The organism is Candidatus Binataceae bacterium (assembly GCA_035650475.1).
In the GTDB taxonomy this organism is placed as follows: domain Bacteria; phylum Desulfobacterota; class Binatia; order Binatales; family Binataceae; genus JAKAVN01.
Genome location: DASRHP010000016.1, coordinates 1 through 26,757, shown reverse-complemented (window position 1 = coordinate 26,757; position 26,757 = coordinate 1). Strand labels below are relative to the sequence as shown.

Here is a 26,757-nt window from a genome sequence, read left to right as displayed (position 1 = left end):
GATCCGGGTCAGAGAGATTCCGTGCAGGCTTCGGAATTCCGCGCGCGCGCCATACACGCGCGAGGAATGACCAACCAACGCCGCGCCGCCTAGTCGCTGCGAGCGAGGAAGTCCTTGACCCGTTGGACCAGCGGCGCGAGATCGGTGTTATCGACCAGCGCGCTCGCCATCCGCACCGGGTCGCCGAAGAAGAAGCGCTCGTAGAGCACCTGGCGGCCGGCAAACGCGCTGCCCGCGACGTCCCAGGCCAGGCGGTAGAGCGCGACGCGCTCGCGCGCGGCGGCGTCGGCCTGGCCGAAGTAGCGCTCGATCACGGGCAGCATCGGACCGTTGAACTCGCGCTCGGTCGGCGTTGCCATCAGGCTGGAGGAGCTGTTGAGTTGGATGATTTCGACCATCCGCGGATAGAGCCGGGGAAAGAGGTTGCGCGCGCAGTCCAGTGGCGGGCGCGCGGGCATGAACTCGCCCCACTTGTCGCGTGCGGCGTCGGCTTCGGCCGCACGCAGGCTCGAACGCATCATCTGCGTGGTGATGATCATCTCGGCGAGACGCTCGCGCACATGCGGCAGGCTCATCGCGTCGCTGACCTGGGCGACGCGCGTGGCAAGCCCGAGCAGGAATTCGCTCTTGATCACATTTTTGACTACCACTTGATGCATCATGTTGACCACCGCGTTGGTCTCGGCGTACAGGGCGTTGCAGCGCGCCATGTCGCCGCACACGAAGACCCGTTCCCACGGCACGAGAACGTTGTCGAAGATCACGACACAGTCCATCTCCTCGAAGCGCGAGGCGAGCGGATGGTCGAAGTGCGAGCGCTCGGCCTCGAACGGCTCGCGGCAGATGAACTTCAGCCCCCTGGCGTTGCAGCGTACGGCAAAGGCGAGCGCGAAAGGCTTCTGGCTGGGGTCTTCCTTGAGCACGGTGGACGGAAAAACCAGCAGCTCCTCGGATAGCGGGCCGAGCGTGGCAAGCATCCGCGCGCCGCTGACCACGATTCCCGCCGTGGTCTGCTCGACCAGCCGGAGCGCGAGGTCGGCGTCGGTCTGCCCGGCCCAGCCGGCGGCGCGGCTGGCGCGCGGGTTGAGCAGCGTGTGGGTTGCGCACCAGTCGTTGCGGCGCGCCGCGCGGTAATACTCGACGATATTGTCGCCGAAGCGCTTGTCGGCGGCGGCGAAGAACTCGTGTGCCGCCGCCATCGCCGCGATGCTCGCGTTGAGGTAGTCGGGTGTGCGCCCGAGCATCCCGCCGCTGAACTCGGCCCACCGTCGCATCATCGCGCCGCGCCGGCGGACCTCCTCGGCGCTCTGCGGCTGGATGAACGAGAGCCCGGCGCGGTCGCCGTCCTCGATCCGGTAGGTCATCGCTTCGGGGTGCTCGATCTGCATGTCGTAGAGGGAGGCGACCGAGCGCGCGCACGGCATGAAGGCCGGATGGGTGGTCGGGTCGGCGACACGTTCGCCGCCAAGCCATATCTCGGCGCCGAGCTTACGCAGAGCGCTCAGATAGTTGTTGCCCGAACGCGCCCCCATCAGAGCATCTCCTGCAAGGCGGGGAGCCGTTTGCGCAACCGCTCGGCGGCGTCCGGCGGCGCCATGTAGGGCGGCCGCGCCGGGCCCATCTCGATACCCGTGGTGACCGAGGCGGTGACCTTGGTGGTGCCGAGATGGCCGAGCGTCTCCTCGCCTCCGCGTGGGAAACATCGATTGAGCCGGCGCTGGATTTCCTCGGCGCGGCTGAGGTCGCCGGCGCGGAACGCCTTGAGCAGGGCCGCCGCGGCGGGGACCGCAAAGATGTTGATGAAGCCGCCGGCCGCGCCGAGCATCAGACCTGCGAGGAAGGCACGGAAGGTGTTGTAGATCTCGATCCGCTCGCCGATCTCGTCGTACAGCGCCTCGAGATGCTGGAGGTCGGTCAGCACCTCCTTCATCGCGACCACGCCCTGGATGGTCGCCAGCCGTCCGGCAAAGCGCGGCGTGATCGTGAACTTACTCAGCGCCGGGTTGTGGTAGATCACCACCGGCAGGTCGCCAGCCTCGGCCACCATCCGGTAGTGCTTCTCGACCTCGGCCTCGCCGCATCGCCAGTAGTACGGCGGAATGACCTGCTGGGCGTCGTAGCCGATGCGGGCGGCGATCTTGGCGTAGCGCAGGGTTTCCAGAGTGGTCGCACCCGAGGTCATCGCGACCGCCGGCACGCCCGGGCGCCGGCGCGTTTCCTCAAGCGTCACTTCAAATGCTCGCGTGCGCTCGGCTTCGCTTAGATGAAGGAATTCGCCGATCGAGGGCGTGGCGACGATGCCGTCGGCGCCATGGTCGAGCGCCCAGCGGACCTCCTTGCGCAGTGCCTCTTCGTTGAGCTGGTAGTCGCCGGTAAAGGGTGTCACCAGCATCGCGATGATTCCGTGGACGAGCTTCATTGTGCACCTCCAGCGGGCGCGGGGGCGTCCGGATGCGCCGCGGCGGCGGGCGGCGCGAAATAGAAAATCGCCTGTCCGGTGCCGAGCGCGGCCTCGTAGCGACCGAACTGCTCGCCGCGCCAGTTCCAGCGCTCGGCGCCCATTGCCCCTGCCATCATCAGGTAGTGCGAGAAGCGCCCCTCGGGCGAGCATTCGGCGCGATACTCGGGCGCGGCGCGCAGAACCTCGTCATGCCGCCCCGATCTAAACCATTCCATCAGCTTTTCGTCGTACAGCCGGTTGGCCAGCGAGCTGATGTCCTCGGGCGAAGCCGAGGCGTGTTGCAGAGCGCGATCGTAATCCCAGAAGCGGTGCGACAGGCCGCCGGCCGCGATCAGCACCGCGCGGCGGTCACAGGCGCGGATCGCCTCGCCCATCGCGGCCCCGAAGGCGAGGTCGTTGGCGATGTTGGCGGTCTGGCAAACGCCGATCGAGAGCACGCGGCGCTTTGCGCCAGGGTTGAAGTAATGCATCACGTTGAGCGTCGGGTAGTGCAGGGGCAGGGTGCTGTAGCCCGCCGCGATCGCGCGTATCTCATGGCGCCGTGCGCTTTCGGCGATCGCCCGCGCCAGGTCCGGGTCGCCCGGATAGTCGAAGGCGTAGTCGTGGATCATCTGCGGCAGCTCTTCGGAGGTATAGACCCCGGCAAGCCGTGGCTGCGCATTGAGCACGTACTCCAGGGTGGTGAACCAGTGGGTGTCGATCAGCACGAAGGTGTCGAAGTTGAGCGGGCGCAGGCGCTCGCGCTCGAGCGCCTCCATTGCGTCGTAGAAGGTCGTAACGTTCTTGCCCATGTAGGCGCGGCGCGCCTCTGGATCGTGGATCATCAGGCGCGGAACGTGGGTCGTGAAAATCGCGGCGACGATCTCACCCATCGCGGCTCTCCTTCTCCGGATAGGTCATGCACACCAGCTTGGGTTCGGTCCAGAATTCCAGGCTGAAGCGGCCGCCCTGGCGGCCGAGCCCGCTCTGGCGAGCGCCGCCGAAGGGCGTGCGCAGGTCGCGCAGGAAGAAGCTGTTGACCCACACCATCCCGGTCCTGATCCGCGCGGCCATCCTGAGTGCGCGCTCGAGGTCGCGCGTCCACAGATAGGCGGCGAGCCCGTAGCGCGTCGCGTTGGCCATCGCTGCCGCTTCCTCTTCGTCGTCGAAGCGTTCAACGGTGAGCACCGGGCCGAAGATCTCCTCGCATACCGCGCGCGCGGCCGGTTTCACCCTGTCAAGCACGGTCGGCAGATAGTAGAAGCCCGGATGCGGACGTTCGGGGACCGCGCCGCCGGCGAGCAGCTCGGCGCCTTCGGCGACCGCCTCTTTGACGAAGCCGTCAACGCGCGCGCGATGCGCGTCGGAGATGAGCGGGCCGTAGTCGGTGTCCTCGTTCAGCGGGTCACCGATCCGCAGCCTGCCCATGTCGCCCAGGACCATAGCGATCAACTCGTCGGCGACGCGCCGCTCGACCAGCAGACGCGAGCCGGCCACGCACGACTGCCCCTGGCTGCGGAAGATCGAACGCGCGACGCCCGCCGCCGCGCGCCGCAGATCGGCGTCGGCGAAGACCACGTTGGGCGATTTGCCACCGAGCTCCAGCGTCACCCGCTTGAGCGACTCGGCCGCCGCCGCCATCACGCGCTTGCCGGTCGAAACCCCGCCGGTAAACGCGATCCCGTCCACGTCCGGATGAGTGACCAGTGCGGCGCCGGCTGCGCCGTGCCCGGGCAGGACGTTGAGCACGCCGGCCGGGAGTCCAGCCTCGTTGGCGATTTGACCGAGCGCGATCGCGGTCAGCGGCGCGAGCTCGGAGGGCTTGTAGATGCAGGCGTTGCCGGCGGCCAGGCACGGCCCGAGATTCCACGTGCCGAGCATCAACGGCGAGTTCCACGGGATGATGATCGCGCCGACGCCCAAGGGCGCGCGCTCGGTCAGGTTGACCAGTTTAAGGTCGGTGCCGAGGAACTTGGCGTCGCCGAGGCTGGCCTCCTGGGTCCACGCCTCGGCGGCGTTGGCGAAGAAGCGCAGGTTGCGCGCGGCGCGCGCGATATCATGATTGACGCATTCGCTGACCGGCTTGCCGACGTCGCGTGCTTCGAGCACGCCCAGCTCGCGCGCGCGCTTTTCGATTCCGTCGGCCATCCGGTTGAGAATTCGGCCGCGCGCCTCGGCGCTCATCCGGGGCCACGGGCCGAGGTCGGCGGCCGCGCGCGCGGCCGCCACCGCGCGCTCGACGTCCTCCGCATCGGCGTCGGCGACGCGGGCGAGCTCGCGCTCGGTGGCGGGTTCGATATCGGTGAAATGCGCGCCGTTGGCGGGCGCGACGTACTTGCCAGCGATGAAGAGTCGAGTTTCCATGTGAGCCGCTTGGGACGCGCGACGTCGTGGGCGGTGCCCCACAAGTCGAATTTCGCCCAATTCCCGGCGCAAAACAACCGAGCGAGCGCTAGGAGAATGAGCTTGGGTCGCGTTCCCCAACGACTTCGTCGCAACCGCTGGCTTCAATCGCGCGGCCGTGCGCGAGCGTCGCCTTGACGCCCGATCGGCGCGGCCATAACGTTAGGTCACGATGGCCGAGGTGCCGGACATCATCCCCCTCTTTCCCTTGCCCAACTTCGTGCTCTTTCCCGGGGTTACCGTGCCGCTGCATATCTTCGAGCCGCGCTACCGCGAGATGGTTGCCGACGTCGCCCACGGCCACGGGATAATCGGAATGATGATGCTCAAGGGCGAGTGGGAGCGCGATTACTACGCCTATCCGGATATCTTCGAGATCGGATGCGCGGGGCGGATCGTCGCCCTAGAACAGCTCCCCGACGGACGCTACAACCTCCAGCTCCAAGGGTTGAGCGAATTCCGCGTCCGCCGCGAGATCCGCAACCGCTCCTATCGGCAGGCTGAGGTCCAATGGTGTCCGCCGGGGCAGGGGATGCTCGGTATGGAACCGCCGGAGATGGCGTCGCTGCACGAGCTGCTGGTGAACTTTCTCGGCCTCAACGCCGAGGCGGCATGGCGCACGCTGGTTGACGAGCAGGGGCTGCGCGATGCAGACCTCATCAATTTCCTCTGCTTCCATCTTGACGTGACGCCGCTGGAGAAGCAGACCCTGCTGGAAGCGCGTGACGACCGGCTCGCCTGCCTGTTCGACGTGCTGACCTTCAAGATCGAGGAGCGCAAGCTCGGGCCGGGCGGACCGCGGGGCGGCGGCGGCCCCGTCAACTAGCGCATCGCGCGCGCTGCTTCGACCATCAATCGGTGGCGTCTCGCTCACTTTTGTAAGCGGAATCATCCAAGTCCGTGAGTCCGCTTTTGGGTCTAGGCCGAGTCCCAAAATTCCCCACTTGACTCGCTAACGTTAGCAGTTCTTTGCGCTGAGCCGATCACATCAAGTAAGAGCCAAGTGCGCTAAACCCGCTACTGGCGCGCTCTTGTGCCCATCCCAGCAAAAGATAGCCGGTGGCAGCGATGGAACCCGTGCTCCGGCACAACCGTTGCTGTGGCTCCGGCGAGCCGATCGGGTTCGGCCTCCAACCAGACTTCGGGAGTCGCCCTAGGGCGGGATGACAATGGAATTTGTAAGCAGCGCGGTTGCGGGTTTGTTGGCCCCCGATGCCCTGACGCCGGAGCAATACTACGCTGGCGTCCGCGCCAACGACCTTCCGATCCGCCCGATCAAGCGGCTGATGCTGGCCGTGCTGGAGGACGCGATGCGCTGCTACCAGACTTGCGGCAACTCCCGCAGCCGCGCGCGCCAGCGGATGTTCGCCGAAGCCGAAGCATGGTTGCTTGACGGCAGCGCCGACGGGCCATTCGCCTTCGAAACCATCTGCCAGACTTTGGGAATCGAGCCCGGCTGTCTGCGCAAGGGGTTGCGCGAATGGCGCGCGCTTCAGATGAGCGGTGCCAACCCGCGGCCGCTGGCGCGCCGTTCGCCGGTCACTCGCGAGGGCCGGATAAGCTCGCCGCTGCGCCGGCGCCGACGCAAGGCCGCCCAGGCTGCACCCGGCCAAAAGCCGGCGGGCGTCGGTGTCAACGCGGCGCTCGCGGCGGCGGTCAACGGCGGCGCGCATCTGACGACCGTGGGCCGCAACGGCGGCTCGGGTCACGGTACGTTCGTGAACGGCGCTGGGACGCAGGCGATGGCGGTGCGGCCCGCGACGGCATTCATCTAAGTTTCCCCGGGGGCGGCGCGGAGTGATCCCCTCCCACGACGCGTCGTCCCACTTCCTCTGCTTTAAGGTTGCTGGCCCTGCTAGCTCGCCGAAAGCGTTAGAGCGCCTGCCAGACGATCCGGCCGTTGCGCTCGAGCCGCCGGGCGCGCCCTTCGCCGCGCGCGTATTCGAGATGGGCCAGCGTCTCGAACGTCGCCGCCATCACGTGAAAGATCGGCCGTTCCTCGTCGCCAAAGACCTGCTGCGCGATCTCGAAGGCGGTCTGCGGCGCGCGTTTGACCAGGTCGAGAATCTCGGATTCGCGGTAGTGATGGTGTTCGATGAGCTGGTTGGCGCGATGGCGATGGTCGTGGTAAACGGCGCCGTGCGCAGGCAGCACCAGCTCGACGTCGAAGGCCTGCACTTTGCGCTGGGAATTGAGAAAGTCGCGCAGCGGATTCTCCGGTCCCGAGGGATAGACGCCCACGTGCGGCGTGATCTTGGGCAGCAGGTGATCGCCGACGATCATCACCCGCTCGTTGCGCAGGTAAATCACGCAATGGCCGGGAGCGTGGCCCGGGGTCCAGATAACCTCGAACCGCCGGTTGCCGACCGTGATTTCATCGCCGTCGCGCAGGTAGGCGTCGGGCTGCGGCAGCGGGTTGTACATCTCGGTGCCCATCCACGCCGGCCGCATCCCCTCCAGCGGATAGCGATCGATCGGGAAGCCGTGCCCTTCGAAAAACGCCTGCGCATCGGGGCGCGCCGCCGGTGGGCCCAGCGTCAGCATCCGGTTGACCCGCTCCACCTCGAGCTCGTGCAGATAGGCACGCAGGCGCCCACGGCGCTTGAGCGTGGCTGACGCGCCGAAGTGGTCGACGTGATGATGGGTGCCGAAGACCACCGCGAGGTCCTCGACGCGCGTTCCGGCCTGCGCAAGCGCGTCCTCGAGCGTGGCCATGCTATCGGCAGTGTTCATCCCGGTATCGATCAGCGTCCACTGTCCGCCGCCGCAATCGACCAGGTAAACGTTGACGATCGTCGGCCGCATCGGCAGCGGCAGGAAAATCTCGAAAATTCCGGGACAGACCTCTACAACTTTGGCTGGCATCAGTTCAGGCTTCCGGGGCGGCGGTTCGCGTGGCCGCAATGGATCGGCTCGCGCGCGCCCCTGCCAGGAACCCCGCGGATCGATGGGCAAACCGCCGGGCTGATGCGCCGGCGGTGGCCGGTCGCGGCCCGGGGCGTCGGGCTCATCATTCGTGCAATTCTTCCTTCACCTGGAAAGTCAACTTCACCGTCACCCGCCATCGGGTGACCTTGTTGTGCGCAACCTCTGCCGCGATATTGGTGACCTGCGCGGTGTGGACGCCGGAGATCGTCACTCCGGCACGCGACAGCGCGATTTCCACAGCATGCTCTATTGATTCGGCCGAACTGCCGATTAGCTCGATTGTCTTCTCGACCATAGGGCCGGCTCCTGGCCGCGCCGGCGCGGTTTGACGGGCGCGCTCAGGCGGCGTTAGGGTTTCCCCTGCATGTTCATTAGCGCATACAGGGGCCACAAAGACAAGGCGAAGTGCCACGCCGGCCATCTCCGCATCGGCGCTCCGCCCGACGGCCGCGTTGGCCGCGGCCTCGCAGACTGAAGGATCGCGCTGCTGCTGGTTTCGGCTTCCCGGTCTTGCGCATCATGGTTTCCACGCTTCGCAATCCCACCCTGACCGAAGCCAGATTCCGGAGGAATTCATGACCTACGATCGTGCGGCAGTTCGGACAGTTATCGAAACGGCGCGCTCCCAGCGACGCACCGCGCTTACGCCGGCCGAGTGCCGCGCGTTATGCGATGCCTGTGCGATCGCGCTGCCCAAATCCACGCTCGCGTCTTCGGCCGCCGAGGCCGGACGCGCCGGCGCCGCGCTCGGCTTTCCGGTCGTGATGAAGGTGGTTTCGCCCGACATCCTGCACAAGACCGAGGCGGGTGGGGTGGTGCTCGGCGTGCGTAGCGCGGCCGAGGCTGAGCAGGCCTGGGAGCGTATCGTCGCCTCGGCGCGCGCGTACAAGCCCGCCGCGACGATCGCGGGAGTCGAAATCCAGCAGATGCTCTCCGGCGGGCAGGAGGTGATCGTCGGCGCGGCGACCGACCCGAGCTTCGGCAAGGTGGTCGGCTTCGGGATGGGCGGGGTGCTGGTCGAAGTGCTCAAGGACGTGACCTTTCGTCTCGCGCCGGTGACGCGCGAGGACGCGCTCTCGATGCTTGACGGGATCGCGGCGGCCGAAGTGCTCAAGGGAGTGCGCGGCGCGCCGGCGGTGGACAAGCAGGCGCTCGCCGCGCTCATCGTAAAGGTCTCCGCGCTCGCCGCCGACTTTCCCGAGATCGCCGAAGTCGATCTCAACCCGGTGCTGGCGCGGCCCGACGGCGCGGTCGCGCTCGACGTGCGCGTGCTGCTCGACTTCGCGCCGCCCACAGAGCGTTTCCGCCCCTCGCGCGAGGAAATCCTGCGCGCGATGAACCGAATCATGCGGCCGGCCGCGGTCGCGGTGATCGGCGCTTCCGCCGAGGACGGCAAGATCGGCAACTCGGTGATGAAGAACCTCATCAACGGCGGCTACGCCGGCGCGATTTATCCGATCCATCCCAAGCTGCCGGAAGTGCTGGGGCGCAAGGCCTATCGCAGCGTCAAGGAGGTCCCGGGCGAGATCGACGTCGCAGTCTTTGCGATTCCGGCGCCAGCCGTCGCAGGGGCGCTGCGCGAGTGCGGCGAGAAGAAAATCCCCGGCGCGGTGCTGATCCCGTCGGGCTTCGCCGAAACCGGCAACGCCGGCTTGCAGGAGGAGATCGTCAAGGTCGGGCGCGAGTACAACGTGCGCCTGATGGGCCCTAACATTTACGGCTTCTACTATCTGCCGCAGAAACTGTGCGCGACCTTCTGCACGCCCTACGACGTGCTCGGCAAGGCGGCGCTCTCCTCGCAGAGCGGCGGCGTGGGGATGGCGATCGTCGGCTTTTCGCGCTCGACCCGGATGGGCGTCTCGGCCATCGTCGGCCTGGGCAACAAGTCCGACCTCGACGAGGACGACCTGTTGACGTTTTTCGAGGAGGACGACAACACGCAGGTCGTCGCGATGCATGTCGAGGACCTTAAGGACGGGCGCGCCTTCGCCGAGGTCGCGCGGCGCGTCTCGCGCAAGAAGCCGGTGATCGTGCTCAAGGCCGGACGCACCGCCGCCGGCGCGCGCGCGGCGCGCTCACACACCGCGGCGCTCGCCGGCAACGACCGTATCTACGAGGACGTCCTGCGCCAGTCGGGCGTGGTGCGCGCGCGCGCGCTCAATGACATGCTGGAATTCGCGCGATGCCTGCCGATCATGCCCGCGCCCAAGGGCGAGAACGTGCTTATCATCACCGGCGCCGGCGGCTCGGGCGTGCTGCTCTCCGACGCCTGCGTCGATTACGGCCTTCGCCTGATGGAGATGCCGCCCGATCTCGACCAGGCCTTCCGCAAGTTCATCCCACCCTTCGGCGCCGCCGGCAACCCGGTGGACATCACCGGCGGCGAGCCCCCGACGACCTACCGCAACACGATCCGGCTGGGGCTCGAGGACTCGCGCATCCACGCGCTCATCCTCGGCTACTGGCACACGATAATCACGCCGCCGCTGGTCTTCGCCAAGCTCGTGACCGAAGTGGTTGAGGAGATGCGCGGACGAGGCATCGACAAGCCGATCGTGGCCTCGCTGGTGGGCGACGTCGAGGTCGAGGAGGCCTGCCGCATCCTGTTCGAGCACAACATCCCGGCCTTTCCCTACACGACCGAGAAGCCGGTGATGGTGCTGGGCGCGAAGTACCAATGGGCCCGCGCGGCCGGCTTGCTGGGGCGATGATTTCTCCCCCATGCGCGCTGCTGCGGCTCGTTTGTCCTTCCGCCGCCCGTGGACGGCGCGGCGAGGACTCCCGAATTGCTGCTTCAGAAGGCCGGCGTTCCCACCCGCACCGGGCAGACGGCGCGCAGGGAGGCCCGCCGCGGTGGTCACGGAGGCGGGATAGCTATTCCTTTTTCTCGAACTTGAGCGAGGCCGAGTTCATGCAGTAGCGCAATCCGGTCGGCGCCGGGCCGTCGTCGAAGACGTGGCCCAAGTGCGCGCCGCAGCGCGAGCACATCACCTCGGTACGGACCATCCCATAGCTCGTATCGATCGCGGTCTCGACGTTCTTCTCGTCCCTGGGCGCGTAGAAGCTCGGCCATCCGCATCCCGAGTCGTACTTGGTTTCCGACTTGAACAGCTCATTGCCGCAACATACGCAGAGATACACGCCCTTATCGTGAAAGTCCCAGTACTTGCCGGTGAACGCGCGCTCGGTGCCCTTGCGGCGTGTGACCTCGTACTGCTCGGGCGTCAGCAGCTTGCGCCATTCCTCGTCGCTCTTGACGATCTTCTCAGCCATCGTTCGGTCTCCTTGAGGATTCGGCCCGATCGGCTCTCGATCCTAGCGCGACCGGCCGCCGCCGCCCAACTGGATGCGCGCGTTGACGGCAGGCGTGCGGATTTGCCCGTCCCGCGGCGCTTTGCTAGATCGCGAAATTGCGCCGGTCGCCGGCCCCAACAAGCGCCTGTGGGTGAGCTACGGCCATGAGCAACAAAGGCTTCTCGCATATCGGCCTTTCCACGCTCGATCTCGACAAAACCCGCGAGTTCTACGAGGGCGTGCTCGGCTTTCGCGCCGCCCGCTGCGACATCATCCCGGTCAAGGAGGGCGGGCGCATCCGCCACATCTTTTTCGACACCGGGCGCGACCAGTACATCGCCTTCATGGAGGCGCGCGGCGTGCCTGGCGTGCCCGAGGAGTACGACGCCTCGATCAACCGCGGGCTTGGCACCCCCGACGCGTTTCATCACTTCGCCTTCGAGTGCGGCAGCGAGGCAGCGCTGGGGGCCAGGCGCGACGAGCTGCGCGCCAAGGGCGTGGACGTGACCGACATCGTCGATCACGACTGGGCCAAGTCGATCTACTTCAAGGACCCCAACGGCATCCTGCTCGAGTTTTGCTGCCAGACGCGCGAACTGGGCGAGGCCGACGCGCGGATGCAGGAGCGGTTCGAAGTCTCGACCCAGAGCCCACTGCTGCGCAATCGCGTGCAGTAAGCTGGTGCGGCCGCGCGACGCCGTCCGCGCCGGATTGCCCGCCGCGCCCTTAAGCTGTAAATCACTCGCCGTGCCCGGCCGACGCCCGAGCGCGCCGGCCGCGAGAGGAGACGAGCGTGGCGAGCAAGCTTGAAGCTCAGAAGACCGTTCTGAAGGGAAAATTCGACAATCCGATGATGCGCCGGGTGCGCTACGGCCCGGGCGCAATCGACAGCCTCGCCGCCGACGTCGCCGAGTTCGGCGGCACCCGCGTGATGCTGGTGGCGGGGAGCCACCTGGCGCGCGAAACCGGGCTGGTGCGCAAGGTCGAGCAGCTGCTGGGTCCGCGGCACGTCGCGACCTTCGTCGGCGTCGCCCAGCATGGCCCGCGCCGCGCCGTTCTCGACGGGGCGGCGATGGCGCGCGAGCGGCGCGCCGACTTCCTTATCAGCTTCGGCGGCGGCAGCCCGGTTGACGCGGTCAAGCTGATGGCGATGTGCCTGGCGGAAGACGTGCGCACGCTCGAGGACCTCGAGCGCTACGTCGTCCAGTTCGAGTATCCAGACAAGCTTTACATCCCGCCGATGAACCCGCGCAGCGTGCCGCATATCGCGATCTCGACCACGCTCTCGGCGGGCGAGTTCTCCAACTTTGCCGGCGCGCTCAACGAGGAGAAGCGGGTCAAGGAGCTGTACGTCGGCGCCAAGCTCCAGGCGCGCGAGGTGATAATCGATCCCGAGCTCACCGTGGACACGCCGGCGTGGCTGTGGGGAGCCTCGGGCGCGCGCGCGATCGACCATTGCGTCGAGACGATCCTGTCGGCAACCTGCATGCCCTTTACCGACGCCACCGCGGCCGAAGCGCTCGGCCTGCTGATGGCGAACCTGGCGCTTTCCGCGCGCGAGCCGCGCAACCTCGCCGCACGCGGCGCCTGCCAGGTCGGCGCCTGGCTCTCGCTCTACGCGCTCGACAATGTAACCCTCGGCCTCAGCCACGGCATCGGCCATCAGATCGGCGGCGCCTACAACGTGACTCACGGCGTTACCTCGGCGATCATGCTGCCGTGGGTGATGGAGTTCAATCTGCCGGCGACGCTGGGGCGTCAGAAGCGGCTGGCGCGCGCGATGGGAATCGACATCGGCACGATCAGCGACGAGGAGGCCGGGCGCGCCGCGATCGCCGAGGTCAGGCGGCTCTTTCGCGAGCTCGCGCTGCCGATGCGCCTGCGCGAGGTCGGCGTGCCGCGCGACGGCTTCAGACACCTGGTGGAGAACACGATGGTCGATATGGTGGTGGTGTCCAACCCGCGCCCGGTCACCGAAGCCGACGTGTACGAGCTGCTGGAAAAAGCGTACTAGCGGCCGGCTGCGTCTCTAATGCAGCGCGCCCGCGCGCGGAGCCAGCGCTTTGTCGAGGCGCTCGGCCCGCCGGCGCACGAGGTCGGCCAAGGTGTAGCGGTCGAGCGTGGCGAGGAACGCGTCGCACGCCTCTTCGATCACGTCGGCCAGCCCGCAGATGCTCGCGATCAGGCAGCGGTTGCGCGCGGCGTCGAAGCATTCGACCGGTCGCAGCGGGCCCTCCGTGTAGCGCACGACCTCGCCGATATTAATCTTCTCGGGCGCGCGCGCGAGCTCGATTCCGCCGCCCTTGCCGCGGTAGCTCTTCACGAAGCCGCCGCGCACCAGGTTATGCACGACCTTGACCAGGTGGTTGCGCGAGATCGCGTAGCGCTCGGCGATCTCCGGGATATTGGCGATTCGCCCGCGCTGGATCGCGAGATACATCAGGACGCGCAGCGAATAGTCGGTGTAGTAGGTGAGCTGCATTGCTCGTCTCCGTTCAGGATCCCACGAGCATAGTCTTTTTACTTCGTCATCCTGAGCGGCAGCGAACGCTCCCGGCTGCGCCGCATCTCCCGGCTCGCCCTCGAAGCGCGCCCTTGACCTGTGGCGCAAAAGATATATATTAAATATATCTTTAGGTGCGGCTCGGTCAAGCGCCCGCTTGGGCACCTCGGCCGCAGCCGGCGGAAGGAAGTGGGATGTGAACACGCTCACCGAGGCGATTCGAAAGCATCATTTGTCGCTGGCTAAGACGCTCAGGACCCATGCGCGCGCGGCCGGCGCCGGGCCGCAGAGCGAGGACGACTCGTTCGTGGCGTTTCTCAAGAGCGATCTGCTGCCGCATGCGCGCGGCGAAGAGCGTCATCTCTACGGCGTCGTCGATACGCTGGTGCGCGAGCACGGCCGGCCAACGGCGACGATGCTCATCGATCACGAATTCATCAAGGACTACACCGCCCGGATTGAGGCGGCAGCCAACCGGCTCAAGAGCGCGAACGAGGCCGAGCGGCCGAAGCTTGCGCGGGAGCAGCGCGAGCTCGCGCTGCGGCTGGAGGCGATCGTCGAGCTCCACCTGGCCAAGGAGGAGCGCGTCTATCTGCCGCTGATCGAGCAGCATCTCGACGAGCAGCGCCAACGCGCGCTCCTCAACGCGATCCACGAGGACGCGCATCACGGGGCGCAAACGCCGCCGCCCGACGGGCGCCCGCTCGACGTCCGCAACATCATTCCGCGCCAGCGCCATACCCTGATCTTCGATACCTACGCCGCGCTCAGGCCCGGCGAGGCCTTCGTGCTCATCAACGACCACGATCCGCGCCCGCTCTACTACCAGTTCGCGGCCGAGCACGCCGGCCAGTTCTCATGGGATTACCTTGAGCAGGGGCCGGAAGTGTGGCGGGTCCGTATCGGGCGCCCGAACTAGGCGCCGCCCCCGCCGCTTGACATCGCGGCCCACGCGATCCGAGGCTGATTATGATCAGGGAAGCCGACATCCTCCACGCCCTGCGCGCCGTCAACGATCCGGAAGTCGGGGTCAATGTCGTCGATCTCGGACTCGTTTACAGCACCGAGATCGACGGCGGCCGGGTGCGGGTGGTGATGACGATGACCACGCCTGCCTGTCCGATGCATTCCTACCTGACCGAGGAGGTGCGTGAGGCGATCCTGAGCCGGTTCGATGAGGTCGAGAGCGTTACGGTTCAACTGGTATGGGATCCGCCGTGGTCGCCGCAGATGATCTCGGAACGGGGCAGGCGTCAGCTCGGCTGGCTCTGAACCCGAATCGCCGGCGGAGGTCGCGGCGCGGATCCGGGACGGGCCGCCGCGCGGGCGGCTCTGAAAGGAGACGACGATGGCTGATTTCTACGTGAAGGACGCCCCGCGGCATCGTCAGAAGCTGCGCCATCTCAAGCCCGAGAGCGCCAAGGCGTTCGCCGCCTTCAGCGAGGAAGTGTTCAAGGAAGGCGCGCTGTCGAGCAAAGTCAAGAACCTGGTGGCGATTGCCGTCGCTCACGTCACCCAATGCCCGTGGTGCATCGACGGACACGTACGCGCGGCGAAGCGGCTCGGCGCAACCGACGAGGAAATCGCCGAGGTGATCTACGTTGCCGCCGAGATGCGCGCGGGCGCGGCGCTCAGCCACGCCGGAATCGCAATGGCGGCAAGCGAAGGCCAGACGCAGTAGCGGCGCATCGGTTGCCGCGGGCGGAGCGCCACTCGTTCAACCGAAGAGACGGCATCATTGAAACTGGGACGCCTGCCGCTGCTCGCGCTGTCGATACTGGCACTGCTCGCGGCGCTGTGGGCCGGGCTGCTCCGCCTCGGATGGGCGCTGCCCGCGCTCGAGCCGGGGCTCTTCGCGGCGCACGGACCGTTGATGGTATGCGGATTTCTCGGCACGCTCATAAGCCTCGAGCGCGCGGTCGCGCTGGGCTCGCGATGGTGCTACGCGGCGCCGGCGCTGAGCGCGGCCGGCGCGCTCGGCTTGATAGTCGGCGCGCCCGATCCCACCGCTCCGGTGCTCATCACACTGGGCAGTCTCGCACTGGTCGCGAATTTCGCGGCGATAATCCGCCGCCAGGCCGCGCTGTTCACGATCACGATGGCGCTCGGCGCGGCGGCGTGGTTCGCCGGCAATTGCCTGTGGCTCGCCGGCGTGCCGGTTCTCCGGATGTTCCCCTGGTGGGTCGGGTTCCTCGTCCTGACGATCGTCGGCGAGCGGCTCGAGTTGAGCCGCCTCACCGGCCTCGGCGAACGGAACCGGGCGCCGTTTCTTTTCGGCGCGGCGGTGTTCGTCACCGGTCTCGTGGTAGGCTTGCGCGCGCCCGCGGCCGGGATGCGGCTCGCCGGAGCGGGGTTGCTGGCGATGGCGCTGTGGCTTGGGCGCTACGACCTCGCGCGGCGCACGGTCCGACAGACCGGCCTCACGCGCTTTATCGCGGCCAATCTGCTTGCGGGCTACGTCTGGCTCGGCGCCGGCGGACTGGCATGGCTGTCCTTTGGCGGCGACCTGACCGCGTTCCATTACGACGTCATCCTGCACACGGTCTTTCTCGGCTTCGTTTTTTCGATGATCTTCGCGCACGCGCCGATAATCTTTCCTGCCGTCACGCTGCGGCCGCTACCGTACCGCGCGGCGTTCTACCTACACTCCGCGCTGCTTCATGTCTCGCTGGGGTTGCGGCTTGGCGGCGATCTGACGGGCTCCTATCCCGCCTATCGGTGGGGTGGGCTGCTGAACGCGATCACGCTGCTGGTCTTCGTCGGCAACAGCGCGCGCGCGATCGCTTCCGGGAGGCGGCAGCCGGCTGCCGGTGCACCGCCTCTGCGGCCTGCGCATGAAGCAAGCGGATGAATTCAACTGCGGCACAATCACGAACGGAGGTTGGCTCCGTTCGATAAGGAGAGTGAGAAATGTCAGCAGCAATTTCTTCGATCGAAAAAGCAACGAACGGCGCCGCCGCAAATGCGGCGCTCGAGTTCCTCAAGCGGCCCAAGCAGTTGCTGATCGGCGGCAAATGGATGCCGGCAAAGTCCGGCAAGACCTTCGAAACGCTCAACCCCGCTACCGAGCAGGTGCTCGCGCAGGTCGCCGAGGGCGACAAGCCCGATGTTGACGCGGCGGTCGCGGCCGCGCGCAAGGCCTTCGAGGAGGGCAAGTGGCCCGCAATGGGGCCGCATCAGCGCGCCCGCTACCTGTTCCGGATCGCCGACCTGATCGAAGAGCACGCCGACGAGCTGGCGCTGCTCGAGTCGCTGGATAACGGCAAGCCGCTCGCACAGGCGCGCGCGGTGGACATTCCCGGCTCGGCGGCGACCTTCCGCTACTACGCCGGATGGTGCACCAAGATCTACGGCGAAACCAATCCGTCCGACCCGAGCATGTTCAACTACACGCTGCGCGAGCCGGTCGGCGTGTGCGGCCAAATCATCCCGTGGAACTTCCCGCTCTCGATGGCGTCGTGGAAGATCGCGCCCGCGCTTGCCTGCGGCAACACGGTGATCCTCAAGCCCGCCGAGCAGACGCCGCTCACCGCGCTCCGTCTCGGCGAGTTGATCCTCGAGGCGGGCCTGCCCGAGGGCGTCGTGAACATCATCACCGGCTTCGGCCCCGGCGCGGGCAGTTCGCTCGCCGAGCATCCGGGCGTCGACAAGGTCGCGTTTACCGGCTCGGGCGAGGTCGGGCGGCTGATCCTCAAGGCGGCCGCGGGCAATCTCAAGCGCGTCTCGCTCGAGCTTGGCGGCAAGTCGCCCAACATCATCTTCCCCGACGCCGATCTGAAGCAGGCGCTGCCGGCGGCGATGATGGGCGTGTTCTACAACTCGGGCCAGGTCTGCGCCGCCGGCACCCGCATCTTCGTCCAGCGCGAAGCCTACGACAACTTCGTGGACGAGCTGACCCGCTTCACTGGCGGGATGACCGTCGGCGATCCGCTCGACCCGAAGACCAGGATGGGCCCGGTCGTCTCGAAGGAACAGTTCGATCGCGTCAAGGGCTACATCGAGGTCGGCAAGCGCGAAGGTGCCAGGGTCACGGTTGGCGGGGAGGCGGGCGAGGGCAGGGGATATTTCATCAAGCCCACCGTCTTCGCCGACGTCAACAACGAGATGCGGATCGCGCGCGAGGAGATCTTCGGCCCGGTCGCCGCCGCGATACCGTTCAAGGACGAGGCCGACGCCGTCTTCCAGGGCAACGCTACAACCTACGGGCTCGCCGCCGCGGTCTGGACGCGCGACATAAGCCGCGCGCACAAGGTGGCGCGCGCGCTCAAGGCCGGCACCGTATGGGTCAACACGTACGGCACGGTCGATCCGATCTCGCCCTTCGGCGGCTACAAGCAATCGGGCTTCGGCCGCGAGCTCGGCAAGCATTCGCTCGAGCTCTACACCCAGATCAAGTCGGTGTACGTCAAGCTGTAGGCGCGCACGGCCACACTTCGGCGAGTATCGCTAGAGCCGTCATTCCCGCGGCGTGTCCCGCGCGCTCGGGGATGACGGCAAGGAATCGGCGCGATGCCCGAATTCCGTTGCCGGTTGAATCCGCTCGCGCCGTTTCGCCTCGACCTCACTGTCTGGGCGCTGCGGCGCAGACCGATAAACGCGATCGACCTGTGGGATGGCGAAAGCTGGAGCCGTCTCCTGAACGTGGGCCGCACGCCCGTGCGTATCGCGGTCCGTCAGACGCGCGCGACCGACGAGCCCGAGCTCGAACTCAGAGCGTTTAGCGCGCGCGCGCCTTCGCGCGCGCTCAAAGACCACGTGGTGCAGACGGTCCAGCGGATGCTCGGCCTGGGCGTCGACCTGTCGGGCTTCTATGCAATCGCGCGCGACGATCCGCATATCGGCGATCTGGTGAAGCGCTACCGCGGAGTAAAGCCGCCGCGCTTTGCAACCCTTTTCGAGACGGTGGCCAACGCAATCGCCTGCCAGCAGCTTACCGTGCTGGTCGGAATCACGCTGCTCAATCGCCTGGCGCGCCGATGGGGTGTCAGGCTCGGCACGCGCGAAAGCCCGCTCGGTTTTCCGCAACCGGGGGCGCTTCGCGGCGTACGTCCGGCGAGTCTTAAGGCTCTCGGCTTCAGCGGCCAGAAGGCACGCACGCTGCTCGCACTGGCGCGGCGATGCGCCGCGCGCGACGGCGGCTTTGAATCGATCGCGGAGTTCGACGATGATCGGGCAATGGCGAGGCTGCTGGCGTTGCATGGAATCGGCCGATGGAGCGCCGAGTACGCGCTGCTGCGCGGGCTCGGGCGGCTTAACGTCTTTCCCGCCGACGACGTCGCGGGGCGCAAGAATCTCGCCCGCTGGCTCGGACTGCGCAAGGATCCCGGCGCCGAGCGCGCGCGCCGGCTGCTTGGCCGATGGCGTCCGTACCAGGGACTTTTGTATTTTCATTTTCTGCTCGCCAACCTCGAAGCGCGAGCGATAGCAGGTTGCGCGGAGCAAAGCTGAATGATCGCCGAGAGGAGACGAATCCGGGTGGCGAGACTTCGACGCGCGTGCGGGCGAGTATGCTGACGCCGATGGGCCGTTCAAATTGCCGGCTTCCGAGTTCGCATCCGTAGCCCTCTACCTGACAGCGTTCGCGCTCCTGCTCGTCGCGAGCGTTCTCTTAAGCGGCGTTTCGGAGCGAACCGGCATCCCGCTGGTGCTGCTGTTCCTGACCGTCGGGGTGCTTGCGGGCAGACAGGGGCTCGGGCACATCGCGTTCACCAATTATCGGTTGGCCTTCGCCGCCGGCACAGCGGCCCTGGTGCTGATCCTTTTCGACGGCGGTCTCAACACGCCGCTGCCGCGGGTGCGCGAGGCGATGCGGCCTGCGGTGGTGCTTGCAACCGTGGGCGTGCTGATGACCACAGGGCTGGTTGCCGCCTGCGCGCGGCTGTTCGGCTTCTCGTGGACGCAGGCCTTTCTGGAAGGCGCGATCGTGTCGTCCACCGACGCGGCGATGGTCTTTTCAGTCCTGCGTGGCAGCGGTCTTCAGCTTAAGAAACGTGTCGCCACCGTGCTCGAACTCGAGTCCGGGCTGAACGACCCGATGGCGGTTGCACTCACGGTCGCGTTCACCCAGAGCCTGATTCAACAGCGCGGCGTCACGCTCTACGTGCTCGCGGCGATCCCGGTCTCGTTGCTTATCGGAGCGCTGTTCGGGATCGCCATCGGGTATGGAGGGCGGCTGCTGCTGCAGAGCATCGCGCCGCCCGTCGGCGGGCTGTTTCCGGTGCTAACGCTGGCGTTGGCGCTTCTGGCCTACGGCCTGCCAACCCTGATTGGCGGCAGCGGCTTCCTGTCGGTCTATGTGGCCGCCGTGGTGCTCGGCAACGGGCCGATACCGTACCGCGCCGGAATCGCGCGCGTCCATGACTCCGTGGCCTGGTTCTGCCAAATCTCGATGTTTCTGTTGCTTGGGCTTTTGGCGCTCCCCTCGCAGCTTTTGCCGGCCGCTCCCGCGGGAGTTGGGATCGCGCTCTTCCTTGCGCTCGTCGCGCGACCGCTGAGCGTGCTTCTGTGTCTGTTCCCGTTCCGCTACGCGATGACGGAAATCGCGTACGTCGGATGGGTGGGGCTGCGCGGCGCGGTGCCGATCGTGCTTGCGATTTACCCGGCGCTCGAGCGCGCGCCCGGCGCCGCCGCGGTGTTCAACCTGGTCTTCTTCGTCGTGGTCGTAAACGCTTTGGTTCCCGGGGCTACCGTGCGATGGGTCACGAGGCGGCTGGGGCTGCGCTCGGAGGCGCCGCTGCCGCCGTCGGCGGTGATGGAGATAACCTCGACCCGGCTGCTCGGCGGCGGCGAAGTCCGGTCGTTTCCGATAAGCGCGTCGAGCGCGGCCTGCGGCGCGCAGATCTCGGAGCTGCCATTCCCGTCGGATTCCGCCGTAATCCTTGTCCTTCGCGGCCACGAGCTGATCGCGCCGCGCGGCTCGACCAGGCTACTGGCCGGCGATCACGTCTATCTGCTGGTGCGGCCCGAGGACGAATCGCTGCTCTATCTGATTTTCGGGCGGCCTGAGTCCGAGTGACGGGCGCCTGCGGCGCATCTTGAAGCCGGCGTCCCCCAGGTGATCGTCGCCAGCGTCGGTGTGGAGCCGCTCACACTGTGGAAACTCCTAACAGCAGCCCAATTGCCAGGCTTGACCTGCGCGTGTAAGTTCTGGCACCGAGCGGGCGGGCCGCCACCGCCGAAGAGGAGGGTGCCCGCGACGATTTTTCCCGGCGCTGGGGGCCGCTTCGGCTTCCGGCTTAGCCCGCCCGCCAACCTTTGTAGGCTCGCTCATTATACGAGTCAACATTTTCATCTTTGCACCTTACATTTCGTCAAATTTAACCTATAACCGGCAGTATGGAGGCGATGGCGCCGCCCGCCTAGTCAAATTGCTCAATCCGCCGCGGCGTCGACCGCCGCAGCCCGCCTCTCGCCAACCAGCAGCCCCGTGAGCACTATCGCAAGCCACGCTGAACCGAGCGCCCAGCCGGCGAGTACGTCGGTGGGCCAGTGAACACCCAGGTACACGCGTGAGACGCCGACGAGGAACGGGATAAGCAACCCGATCGTCAGCCATCCGAGCTTCGCTCGCCGACGCGTCCCAGTCTTTGCGAACAGCGTTGCCAGAAGCCCGTAAACGGCGGTTGATTCGGTGGCGTGGCCGGAAGGGAATGCGAATCCGGAGGCGGACACCGCCATCCATGCGGCGGCCGGACGCGGCCGCGCGACCGCATGCTTGGCCGCCGTGTTAAGGAGCATCGCGCCGAACAGGGTCACCGCCAGCAGCAGCAGCCAGCGCCACGACCCGGTCCGAAAGCGCAGCGCGATCCCGCACGCGCCGGTCAACACGACCAGGAACGGCTCGCTCCCAAGGCCGGTGACGTATCGCATGCACGTGGTGCTCCACTTAAGCCTGTGCGCGGCGATATAGCTGATGGTCGGCAGATCGAGCAGCGCCGGTCCTATTCCGACGAGCACGCTGCGGAGCAGGCCCGCGAAGAGCAGCGTGCTGGCGGCGAGCGCCACCAACCGCAGGGCCAACGAAAGTTCAAAACCAGGCTCGGGTCGTCGCATCCGCACAGGGAACAGCGTCGAGTAGCGCATTTTCGGAAGAATAGCTGGGCTGCACCCCAATGCCCGTCAGTTCATAAGTAGAGTCGGTTGTTATTTTCCCCCGCAGGGGGCGGAATCAGTTTCTCCGTTTTGAGCTGCGCGAACTCAGCCGGCGTCAGTGCGCCGAAGTTCGAATGTGGGCGGCGATAGTTGTAATCGTGCCGCGTCGGGCTAGCGGGGGGCAGACCAATCGCGCTTGAGGCGCCGGCGCTGCTTCCGGCGTCCGGCGGGGCACCTCACAACCTTTAATCAAGCAAACGCAAGCGGATTGCCTGAAGCTGAAGCGCCGTCGGCATGATTTATCTTCCGGCAGCCGAAGGTGAGGCGTTGGCGTCCTTGGCCGTAAGCATCGCGCAGATCTTCTGCGCAATCAGTTCGCCGGCCACGCGCTGCCCCTCGGCATTCCAGTGGCCGACGCCCATCCGGGTGTTCTTGAAGCCGCACAGGAAGGCGTGATGGGCGTCGGCGTAGGCCTGCATCGGCGGCGCCAGGTTGAGCACCTCGAAGCCCTCGCGCTCGCCGAGCGCCTTGATCCGCTCGTCGGGATAGAAAATGTCGGTCGCGCCGTAAAGCTTCATGTAGGAGGCGCGCACGTTGGGGTCGGGATAGATCTGTGGCGGGTTGGCGAGCGTCACGACCAGCAGGGGCACGTGATGGGTCGCGCATTCGCGCGCGATCATCGTAATGATGCCCTCGGTGACCCGCCACGCATCCCTCATCGCGGCGTCGGCCGGCGGCCGGTAGATGTCGTCCTCCAAGCCGCGTTCGTGATGGATCGTCGCCGCCTGGGCGCTCGCCGGTTTGCCGCCGCCCGCCGGTTGTGCGGCCGCCGAAACATGCGCGGCGGCCGATTTGCGCCGCTCCGCCTCCCAGTCGCGGATGCGCGAGCGCAGGTCGCTTTTCGCGTCGCCCAGCAGGTTGAGCACCTGCGAGTGGCGCGACTCGAAGCGCATCATGCATGACAGGTAAAACCATCGCGAGCGCTCGAACGGACCGCCCAGCACCAACTCGTCGCCTTGATAGACGTAGAACGGGCGACACTTGTCGCCTTCGAGCACGACCGAATTGTTGCGCAGGTCGTTGCCCGAAAAGAAGGCGAGCACCACCATGTCGGGCGAGTATCGCCAGGCATGGCGGCGCAGTGTGAGCAGCTCCTGCGCCGTGCCGTAGGCATCGACGCCGAAATCCATCACCTGCACCTTCCGCCCGCCAAGCGCCGCGCATCCGCCGAGCCTGCGCTCGGCGACCGCGCAGAACGTATGGTCGTAGTTGACGTGGGGCGCCTCGGTGAACGAGTCGCCGACCACTGCGATTCGCAACATGCCAGGCGGCTTAGTGAGCGCCCATTCCGGGCCGCGAAAGCCCGCGCGGTTGACGCTGACGAAGCCCCTGCCCTCCTCGGTCTGCCATCCGGCGGCGCCCGGCTTAAGCCCCCATCCGCGACGCGGCGCCCAGGTGTAGAGGCTGACCTTGGCAAGGCCGGTCACGCGCACCGCGACCTCGGCAATCAAAAACGCCGCCATCACCCCCGCGGCAACGAGCGCGAGGTTGGCAACGAGCCGTCTGCCCGCGCCCACCGGCCTAGAACAGCGTGTAGATGAAGGGTGCGACGGTAGAGAATTCGGCCAGCGCGACCAGCGCGCTTATCAAAAGCAGGGTTGCGATCAGCGGGACGAGCCAGAATTTCTTGCGCTCGCTCGCAAAGCCCCACAGGTCTCTCAGCAAGTCCAACATCGGTCGCCACTCTCCATTAGGGACGGCCCGGCCGGGCGGCCGACCTGACCCTCGACTTCCTTCCCCCAAGGGAAGGGGCGCAGCCTGTCTTGTTTCGCGGTTGCGGTTCTGAGCCGGATTCCATCACTGTGCGCATCGATACGCCGTGGGATCAGAACGGCCGCTCCATCCCCCGCGGCGGCAACGGCCGGCTCGGCACGCGGTAGGTCTCGCGCTTGGGCTCGAAACCGCGCTTCATCCGGTCGCGACCGAACAGCCACAGCACGAAGCCCAGCGGCGTCACGCCGACCAGGTAAATCACCGTCAGGATGACGCGCGTGTTGAACCATCCCAACGCGTGCCCCAGCCGCGTCCACCATCGATGCGGCCAGGCGAGACTGCGCGGCCATGCCAGCGCCGCCAGCCACAGCATGGCCGCAATCAGCCACGGCCAGTACTGGGCCGAATGATGGCGCAGCAGAGGGACGAGCCCGAAGATCGCGGCGAACAGCGCGCCCAGGAGCAGCCCAAAGTTGCGCAACTCGGCCTTGGGCAGTTGCTGTTGGCGCGCCGCCAGCTCCATCGCTATTCGCTAGTCGAGCTCGAACTCGCGCTGCCAGCTGTCGTCGTGCGGACGCTCGGGCTGGTCAACCTTGGCAAGCACGAAGTTCTCGATCACCAGAAAATCCATCTCGGTGCGCATGAAACACCGATACGCATCCTGCGGTGTACACACAATCGGCTCGCCGCGCACGTTGAACGAGGTGTTGACCAGCACCGCGCATCCGGTGCGCGCGGCGAAGCGCTCGAGCAGACGATGGAAGCGCGGATTGGTCCGACGATCGACGGTCTGGATCCGCGCCGAGTAGTCGATATGGGTCACGGCGGGGATCGCCGAGCGCGCAAGGTTGAGTTTCTCGATGCCGAACAGCCGCTCCTCCTCCGGCGTCAGCGGCTTGCGCAGTTCCTCGCGCACCGGCGCGACCAGCGCCATGTAGGGGCTCGGACGATCGAGCTCGAAATACTCCGCGAGGCGCTCGACCAGCACCGCGGGGGCAAAGGGCCGGAACGACTCGCGGTACTTTATCTTGAGGTTCATCACCGACTGCATCCTCGGATTGCGCGGGTCGCCGAGGATCGAGCGATTGCCGAGCGCCCGCGGCCCAAACTCCATCCGCCCCTGGAACCAGCCGACCACCGCGCCTTCGGCGAGCAGCGCCGCCGTCATCTCGATCATCTCGTCGTCGTTCATGCGCAGGTAGCGGGCGCCCGCGCGCTCGAGGCTTTCCTTGATCTCGGCCTCGCTGAAGCTCGGGCCGAGGTAGCCGCCGCGCATCCGGTCGTCGCCGTCGATAATCCGCGGCTGGTCGGCATAGAGGTGCCAGGCGGCGAGCGCGGCGCCAACCGCGCCGCCGGCGTCGCCCGCGGCGGGCTGGACCCAGATGTCGCGAAAGGTGCCCTCGCGCAGCATCCGCCCGTTGGCCACGCAGTTGAGCGCGACGCCGCCGGCCAGGCACAGGTACTCGGCGTCGAGCTCGCGGCGCGCTGTGCGCGCCAGGCGCGAGACCACGTCCTCGGTGACCTTCTGAATCGACGCCGCGAGGTCCATCTCGCGCTGCGTCAGCGGCGATTCCGGCTTGCGCGGCGGCCCGCCGAAGAGCGCGTCGAAGCGCTCGTTGGTCATGGTCAGGCCGGTGACGTAATCGAAGTACTGGGTGTTGAGGCGGAAGGTGCCGTCGGGCTTGACGTCAAGCAGATGGTCGAAGATCGCCTTGGCGTAGCGCGGCTCGCCGTACGGCGCCAGCCCCATCACCTTATATTCGCCCGAGTTGACCTTGAAACCCGTGTAATAGGTGAAGGCCGAATAGAGCAGGCCGAGCGAATGCGGAAAGTCGATCTGCCAGTGCGGGGTCAGGCGGTTGCCCTCGCCCAGCCAGAGCGAGGTCGTGGCCCACTCGCCGACCCCGTCCAGGCACATCACCGCGGCGCGCCAGAAGGGGCTCGCGAAGAAAGCCGAGGCGGCGTGGGCCTGATGATGCTCGGTGAAGAGCAGCGGCGGCAGCTCCTTGAGCCGGCCGCCGTCGAGGCCGGCGAGTTCGCGCCTGAGCACCGTGCGCAGGTTGAGCTTTTCCTTCAGCCAAACCGGCATCGCGGTCAGGAACGAGCGCAGCCCGCGCGGCGCATAGCCGAGATAGGTTTCGAGCATGCGCTCGAACTTCACCCACGGCTTGTCGTAAAAGACGATCGCGTCGAGGTCGTTCAGCTGGAGTCCAGCCTCGGCCAGGCACCAGGCGGCGGCCCGATGGGGGAAGCGGGCGTCGTGCTTCTTGCGCGAAAAGCGCTCCTCCTGGGCGGCGGCGACCAGTTCGCCGTCGCATACCAGCGCGGCTGCGCTGTCGTGATAATAGGCGGAAATCCCGAGGACTCTCTTCACCGTCGCGCCATGTCCGCGGCGTCGCGCCGCGTCGAGAGCCGCGCGCCATGCCCGGACGCCACACCCTCGGCGATAAGGCTACACGAACTCGCGCCGGCGCCAAATAACCGCTGCCGCGCTGCGAATATTGGCGCACGGCGCCCCGAAACACTCCGCCGCGATGACTGGGGATTGCCCGCGACCGCCTGCGGCCTTAGATTAAGAGGAGCGTAACGGTCCAATCGCGAGCCGCGAGGGCTCGCCCACGATGGGGGCGAACCGGGTTCGACGGAGACAATAAGGCCGTGGTCGCACGCCGGGGTGCTGTTGGCCCGTAAAACAAACAGCCTGCGAAATTTACCCGCAGACAATAACGGTTACGCTCTGGCGGCCTAAGGGCCGCTAGCGTCCCGCCGCTGCTCGCCCATGGCAGCGGGCCGGGGCGTCATTTAGTGGGCTAGGGCCGCGTCGTTGGCCGCTTGGAGGCAGGCCCGAAAGCTCAAGCGGCTGGCCGCAGCGCAGCCCGTCCGCGGGCGGCGTCGGGGCGAGATCAAATCGCGGACTACGCGTGTAGTGGCCACCGCTCGACGGTCTTCGGACGGGGGTTCAATTCCCCCCGCCTCCACCAATATTCTCTTGGAAATTGGGGCTTTTTTCCGAATACCCCCTTGGGGGGTCCGGTCAGGGGTCCGGTTTTTCCCCCAGCCGCCCCTTCCCACAGCCGATCCGGGCGGGCCGCGATCAGCGGTCCTAGGAAGTCCTTCCGGATGTATCTGCCGTAGCTCTGCTCAATCATCCGCACCAAAGTGCCGCAGTACTCCGCGAGCCCCTTTGGCCTGCCCCCCATTTTCCCGCCATTCATAAGTAGAGTCGGTCGGTTGTTTCGCCCTCCTGGGGCGTTTGTACTTCCCGTTCTTTTAGCGCTGCGAACTCGGCCGGCGTCAAGGCGCCGAGGCTCGAGTGCGGGCGGCG

At 66.8% G+C, this 26,757-nt stretch carries 25 protein-coding genes and 1 other RNA gene; 13 read left to right on the top strand and 13 right to left on the bottom strand.

Annotated features, from left to right (window positions below):
- Nucleotides 1-89: 89 nt before the first annotated feature.
- From hpaB to VFB33_17620, 4 genes are read right to left on the bottom strand one after another with little or no spacing between them, the layout of a single operon-like run.
- The gene (gene hpaB, locus VFB33_17635; GenBank protein HZO83518.1) at nt 90-1,532 is read right to left on the bottom strand and encodes a 4-hydroxyphenylacetate 3-monooxygenase, oxygenase component; all 1,443 of its coding nucleotides are present in this window, start codon (nt 1,530-1,532) and stop codon (nt 90-92) included.
- Nucleotides 1,532-2,419 carry a dihydrodipicolinate synthase family protein gene (locus VFB33_17630; GenBank protein HZO83517.1) on the bottom strand — a complete coding sequence of 296 codons (888 nt, stop codon included), beginning with the start codon at nt 2,417-2,419 and terminating at the stop codon, nt 1,532-1,534. Before VFB33_17630 ends, hpaB begins: the two co-directional genes overlap by 1 nt.
- A complete protein-coding gene (locus VFB33_17625) occupies nt 2,416-3,333 on the bottom strand; it encodes a hypothetical protein (protein ID HZO83516.1) in 918 nt (305 codons plus the stop codon). Before VFB33_17625 ends, VFB33_17630 begins: the two co-directional genes overlap by 4 nt.
- Complete coding sequence (locus VFB33_17620) at nt 3,326-4,804, bottom strand: aldehyde dehydrogenase family protein (GenBank protein HZO83515.1); 1,479 nt, start codon at nt 4,802-4,804, stop codon at nt 3,326-3,328. Before VFB33_17620 ends, VFB33_17625 begins: the two co-directional genes overlap by 8 nt.
- 211 nt (nt 4,805-5,015) lie before the next feature.
- Between VFB33_17620 and VFB33_17615 the strand changes: the two genes are divergently transcribed.
- Both VFB33_17615 and VFB33_17610 read left to right on the top strand, forming a co-directional pair.
- The gene (locus tag VFB33_17615; GenBank protein ID HZO83514.1) at nt 5,016-5,669 is read left to right on the top strand and encodes an LON peptidase substrate-binding domain-containing protein; all 654 of its coding nucleotides are present in this window, start codon (nt 5,016-5,018) and stop codon (nt 5,667-5,669) included.
- A gap of 343 nt (nt 5,670-6,012) precedes the next feature.
- Entirely contained in the window at nt 6,013-6,618 is a 606-nt protein-coding gene (locus VFB33_17610; GenBank protein ID HZO83513.1) for a hypothetical protein, read from the top strand.
- Between the two features lie 97 nt (nt 6,619-6,715).
- Here VFB33_17610 and VFB33_17605 read toward each other — a convergent pair whose 3' ends face one another.
- Complete coding sequence (locus VFB33_17605; protein HZO83512.1) at nt 6,716-7,708, bottom strand: MBL fold metallo-hydrolase; 993 nt, start codon at nt 7,706-7,708, stop codon at nt 6,716-6,718.
- 145 nt (nt 7,709-7,853) lie between these two features.
- Nucleotides 7,854-8,066 carry a dodecin family protein gene (locus VFB33_17600; protein HZO83511.1) on the bottom strand — a complete coding sequence of 71 codons (213 nt, stop codon included), beginning with the start codon at nt 8,064-8,066 and terminating at the stop codon, nt 7,854-7,856.
- A 280-nt stretch (nt 8,067-8,346) separates the two neighbouring features.
- Here VFB33_17600 and VFB33_17595 point away from each other — a divergent pair, with 280 nt between their 5' ends.
- Complete coding sequence (locus VFB33_17595; GenBank protein HZO83510.1) at nt 8,347-10,482, top strand: acetate--CoA ligase family protein; 2,136 nt, start codon at nt 8,347-8,349, stop codon at nt 10,480-10,482.
- Nucleotides 10,483-10,645: 163 nt separating this feature from the next.
- Here VFB33_17595 and msrB read toward each other — a convergent pair whose 3' ends face one another.
- Nucleotides 10,646-11,044 carry a peptide-methionine (R)-S-oxide reductase MsrB gene (gene msrB, locus VFB33_17590; GenBank protein ID HZO83509.1) on the bottom strand — a complete coding sequence of 133 codons (399 nt, stop codon included), beginning with the start codon at nt 11,042-11,044 and terminating at the stop codon, nt 10,646-10,648.
- A gap of 185 nt (nt 11,045-11,229) precedes the next feature.
- Between msrB and VFB33_17585 the strand changes: the two genes are divergently transcribed.
- Nucleotides 11,230-11,742: a VOC family protein gene (locus VFB33_17585; GenBank protein HZO83508.1), complete on the top strand. Its 513-nt coding sequence runs from the start codon at nt 11,230-11,232 to the stop codon at nt 11,740-11,742.
- Nucleotides 11,743-11,858: 116 nt separating this feature from the next.
- Nucleotides 11,859-13,079, top strand: a complete 1,221-nt coding sequence (locus tag VFB33_17580) for an iron-containing alcohol dehydrogenase (GenBank protein ID HZO83507.1) — start codon at nt 11,859-11,861, stop codon at nt 13,077-13,079.
- Between the two features lie 15 nt (nt 13,080-13,094).
- Here VFB33_17580 and VFB33_17575 read toward each other — a convergent pair whose 3' ends face one another.
- Nucleotides 13,095-13,547 (bottom strand): Rrf2 family transcriptional regulator, encoded by a 453-nt coding sequence (locus VFB33_17575; GenBank protein HZO83506.1) that lies wholly within the window; start codon nt 13,545-13,547, stop codon nt 13,095-13,097.
- A gap of 217 nt (nt 13,548-13,764) precedes the next feature.
- Here VFB33_17575 and VFB33_17570 point away from each other — a divergent pair, with 217 nt between their 5' ends.
- The 7 genes from VFB33_17570 to VFB33_17540 all read left to right on the top strand — a co-directional run bounded on the left by VFB33_17570 (nt 13,765) and on the right by VFB33_17540 (nt 20,583).
- Entirely contained in the window at nt 13,765-14,487 is a 723-nt protein-coding gene (locus VFB33_17570; protein ID HZO83505.1) for a DUF2249 domain-containing protein, read from the top strand.
- 50 nt (nt 14,488-14,537) lie between these two features.
- Entirely contained in the window at nt 14,538-14,840 is a 303-nt protein-coding gene (locus VFB33_17565) for a metal-sulfur cluster assembly factor (GenBank protein ID HZO83504.1), read from the top strand.
- 76 nt (nt 14,841-14,916) lie between these two features.
- Nucleotides 14,917-15,249 carry a carboxymuconolactone decarboxylase family protein gene (locus tag VFB33_17560; protein ID HZO83503.1) on the top strand — a complete coding sequence of 111 codons (333 nt, stop codon included), beginning with the start codon at nt 14,917-14,919 and terminating at the stop codon, nt 15,247-15,249.
- Nucleotides 15,250-15,306: 57 nt separating this feature from the next.
- The gene (locus VFB33_17555) at nt 15,307-16,419 is read left to right on the top strand and encodes a hypothetical protein (protein HZO83502.1); all 1,113 of its coding nucleotides are present in this window, start codon (nt 15,307-15,309) and stop codon (nt 16,417-16,419) included.
- 59 nt (nt 16,420-16,478) lie between these two features.
- Nucleotides 16,479-17,984, top strand: coding sequence for an aldehyde dehydrogenase family protein (locus tag VFB33_17550; GenBank protein HZO83501.1), 1,506 nt, complete (start codon nt 16,479-16,481; stop codon nt 17,982-17,984).
- A 93-nt stretch (nt 17,985-18,077) separates the two neighbouring features.
- The gene (locus VFB33_17545; protein ID HZO83500.1) at nt 18,078-19,016 is read left to right on the top strand and encodes a hypothetical protein; all 939 of its coding nucleotides are present in this window, start codon (nt 18,078-18,080) and stop codon (nt 19,014-19,016) included.
- A gap of 85 nt (nt 19,017-19,101) precedes the next feature.
- Nucleotides 19,102-20,583 carry a potassium/proton antiporter gene (locus VFB33_17540; GenBank protein HZO83499.1) on the top strand — a complete coding sequence of 494 codons (1,482 nt, stop codon included), beginning with the start codon at nt 19,102-19,104 and terminating at the stop codon, nt 20,581-20,583.
- Between the two features lie 356 nt (nt 20,584-20,939).
- Here VFB33_17540 and VFB33_17535 read toward each other — a convergent pair whose 3' ends face one another.
- The 5 genes from VFB33_17535 to VFB33_17515 form a co-directional block, all read right to left on the bottom strand.
- Nucleotides 20,940-21,587 (bottom strand): phosphatase PAP2 family protein, encoded by a 648-nt coding sequence (locus VFB33_17535; protein HZO83498.1) that lies wholly within the window; start codon nt 21,585-21,587, stop codon nt 20,940-20,942.
- Between the two features lie 371 nt (nt 21,588-21,958).
- The gene (locus VFB33_17530; protein HZO83497.1) at nt 21,959-23,236 is read right to left on the bottom strand and encodes an SGNH/GDSL hydrolase family protein; all 1,278 of its coding nucleotides are present in this window, start codon (nt 23,234-23,236) and stop codon (nt 21,959-21,961) included.
- A gap of 4 nt (nt 23,237-23,240) precedes the next feature.
- Nucleotides 23,241-23,393 carry a DUF5989 family protein gene (locus VFB33_17525; GenBank protein HZO83496.1) on the bottom strand — a complete coding sequence of 51 codons (153 nt, stop codon included), beginning with the start codon at nt 23,391-23,393 and terminating at the stop codon, nt 23,241-23,243.
- Nucleotides 23,394-23,544: 151 nt separating this feature from the next.
- Nucleotides 23,545-23,955 carry an SxtJ family membrane protein gene (locus VFB33_17520; GenBank protein HZO83495.1) on the bottom strand — a complete coding sequence of 137 codons (411 nt, stop codon included), beginning with the start codon at nt 23,953-23,955 and terminating at the stop codon, nt 23,545-23,547.
- Between the two features lie 9 nt (nt 23,956-23,964).
- Nucleotides 23,965-25,806, bottom strand: a complete 1,842-nt coding sequence (locus VFB33_17515) for a carbamoyltransferase (GenBank protein HZO83494.1) — start codon at nt 25,804-25,806, stop codon at nt 23,965-23,967.
- Nucleotides 25,807-26,055: 249 nt separating this feature from the next.
- Between VFB33_17515 and ssrA the strand changes: the two genes are divergently transcribed.
- Nucleotides 26,056-26,413, top strand: a transfer-messenger RNA (tmRNA) gene (ssrA, locus tag VFB33_17510).
- Nucleotides 26,414-26,757 lie beyond the last annotated feature (344 nt).

Bases quoted from the DNA above. Each gene is read 5' to 3' on its own strand.
- hpaB (HZO83518.1), bottom strand. From the start codon at position 1,532: ATGGGGGCGCGTTCGGGCAACAACTATCTGAGCGCTCTGCGTAAGCTC.
- VFB33_17630 (HZO83517.1), bottom strand. From the start codon at position 2,419: ATGAAGCTCGTCCACGGAATCATCGCGATGCTGGTGACACCCTTTACC.
- VFB33_17625 (HZO83516.1), bottom strand. From the start codon at position 3,333: ATGGGTGAGATCGTCGCCGCGATTTTCACGACCCACGTTCCGCGCCTG.
- VFB33_17620 (HZO83515.1), bottom strand. From the start codon at position 4,804: ATGGAAACTCGACTCTTCATCGCTGGCAAGTACGTCGCGCCCGCCAAC.
- VFB33_17615 (HZO83514.1), top strand. From the start codon at position 5,016: ATGGCCGAGGTGCCGGACATCATCCCCCTCTTTCCCTTGCCCAACTTC.
- VFB33_17610 (HZO83513.1), top strand. From the start codon at position 6,013: ATGGAATTTGTAAGCAGCGCGGTTGCGGGTTTGTTGGCCCCCGATGCC.
- VFB33_17605 (HZO83512.1), bottom strand. From the start codon at position 7,708: ATGCCAGCCAAAGTTGTAGAGGTCTGTCCCGGAATTTTCGAGATTTTC.
- VFB33_17600 (HZO83511.1), bottom strand. From the start codon at position 8,066: ATGGTCGAGAAGACAATCGAGCTAATCGGCAGTTCGGCCGAATCAATA.
- VFB33_17595 (HZO83510.1), top strand. From the start codon at position 8,347: ATGACCTACGATCGTGCGGCAGTTCGGACAGTTATCGAAACGGCGCGC.
- msrB (HZO83509.1), bottom strand. From the start codon at position 11,044: ATGGCTGAGAAGATCGTCAAGAGCGACGAGGAATGGCGCAAGCTGCTG.
- VFB33_17585 (HZO83508.1), top strand. From the start codon at position 11,230: ATGAGCAACAAAGGCTTCTCGCATATCGGCCTTTCCACGCTCGATCTC.
- VFB33_17575 (HZO83506.1), bottom strand. From the start codon at position 13,547: ATGCAGCTCACCTACTACACCGACTATTCGCTGCGCGTCCTGATGTAT.
- VFB33_17565 (HZO83504.1), top strand. From the start codon at position 14,538: ATGATCAGGGAAGCCGACATCCTCCACGCCCTGCGCGCCGTCAACGAT.
- VFB33_17560 (HZO83503.1), top strand. From the start codon at position 14,917: ATGGCTGATTTCTACGTGAAGGACGCCCCGCGGCATCGTCAGAAGCTG.
- VFB33_17550 (HZO83501.1), top strand. From the start codon at position 16,479: ATGTCAGCAGCAATTTCTTCGATCGAAAAAGCAACGAACGGCGCCGCC.
- VFB33_17545 (HZO83500.1), top strand. From the start codon at position 18,078: ATGCCCGAATTCCGTTGCCGGTTGAATCCGCTCGCGCCGTTTCGCCTC.
- VFB33_17525 (HZO83496.1), bottom strand. From the start codon at position 23,393: ATGTTGGACTTGCTGAGAGACCTGTGGGGCTTTGCGAGCGAGCGCAAG.
- VFB33_17520 (HZO83495.1), bottom strand. From the start codon at position 23,955: ATGGAGCTGGCGGCGCGCCAACAGCAACTGCCCAAGGCCGAGTTGCGC.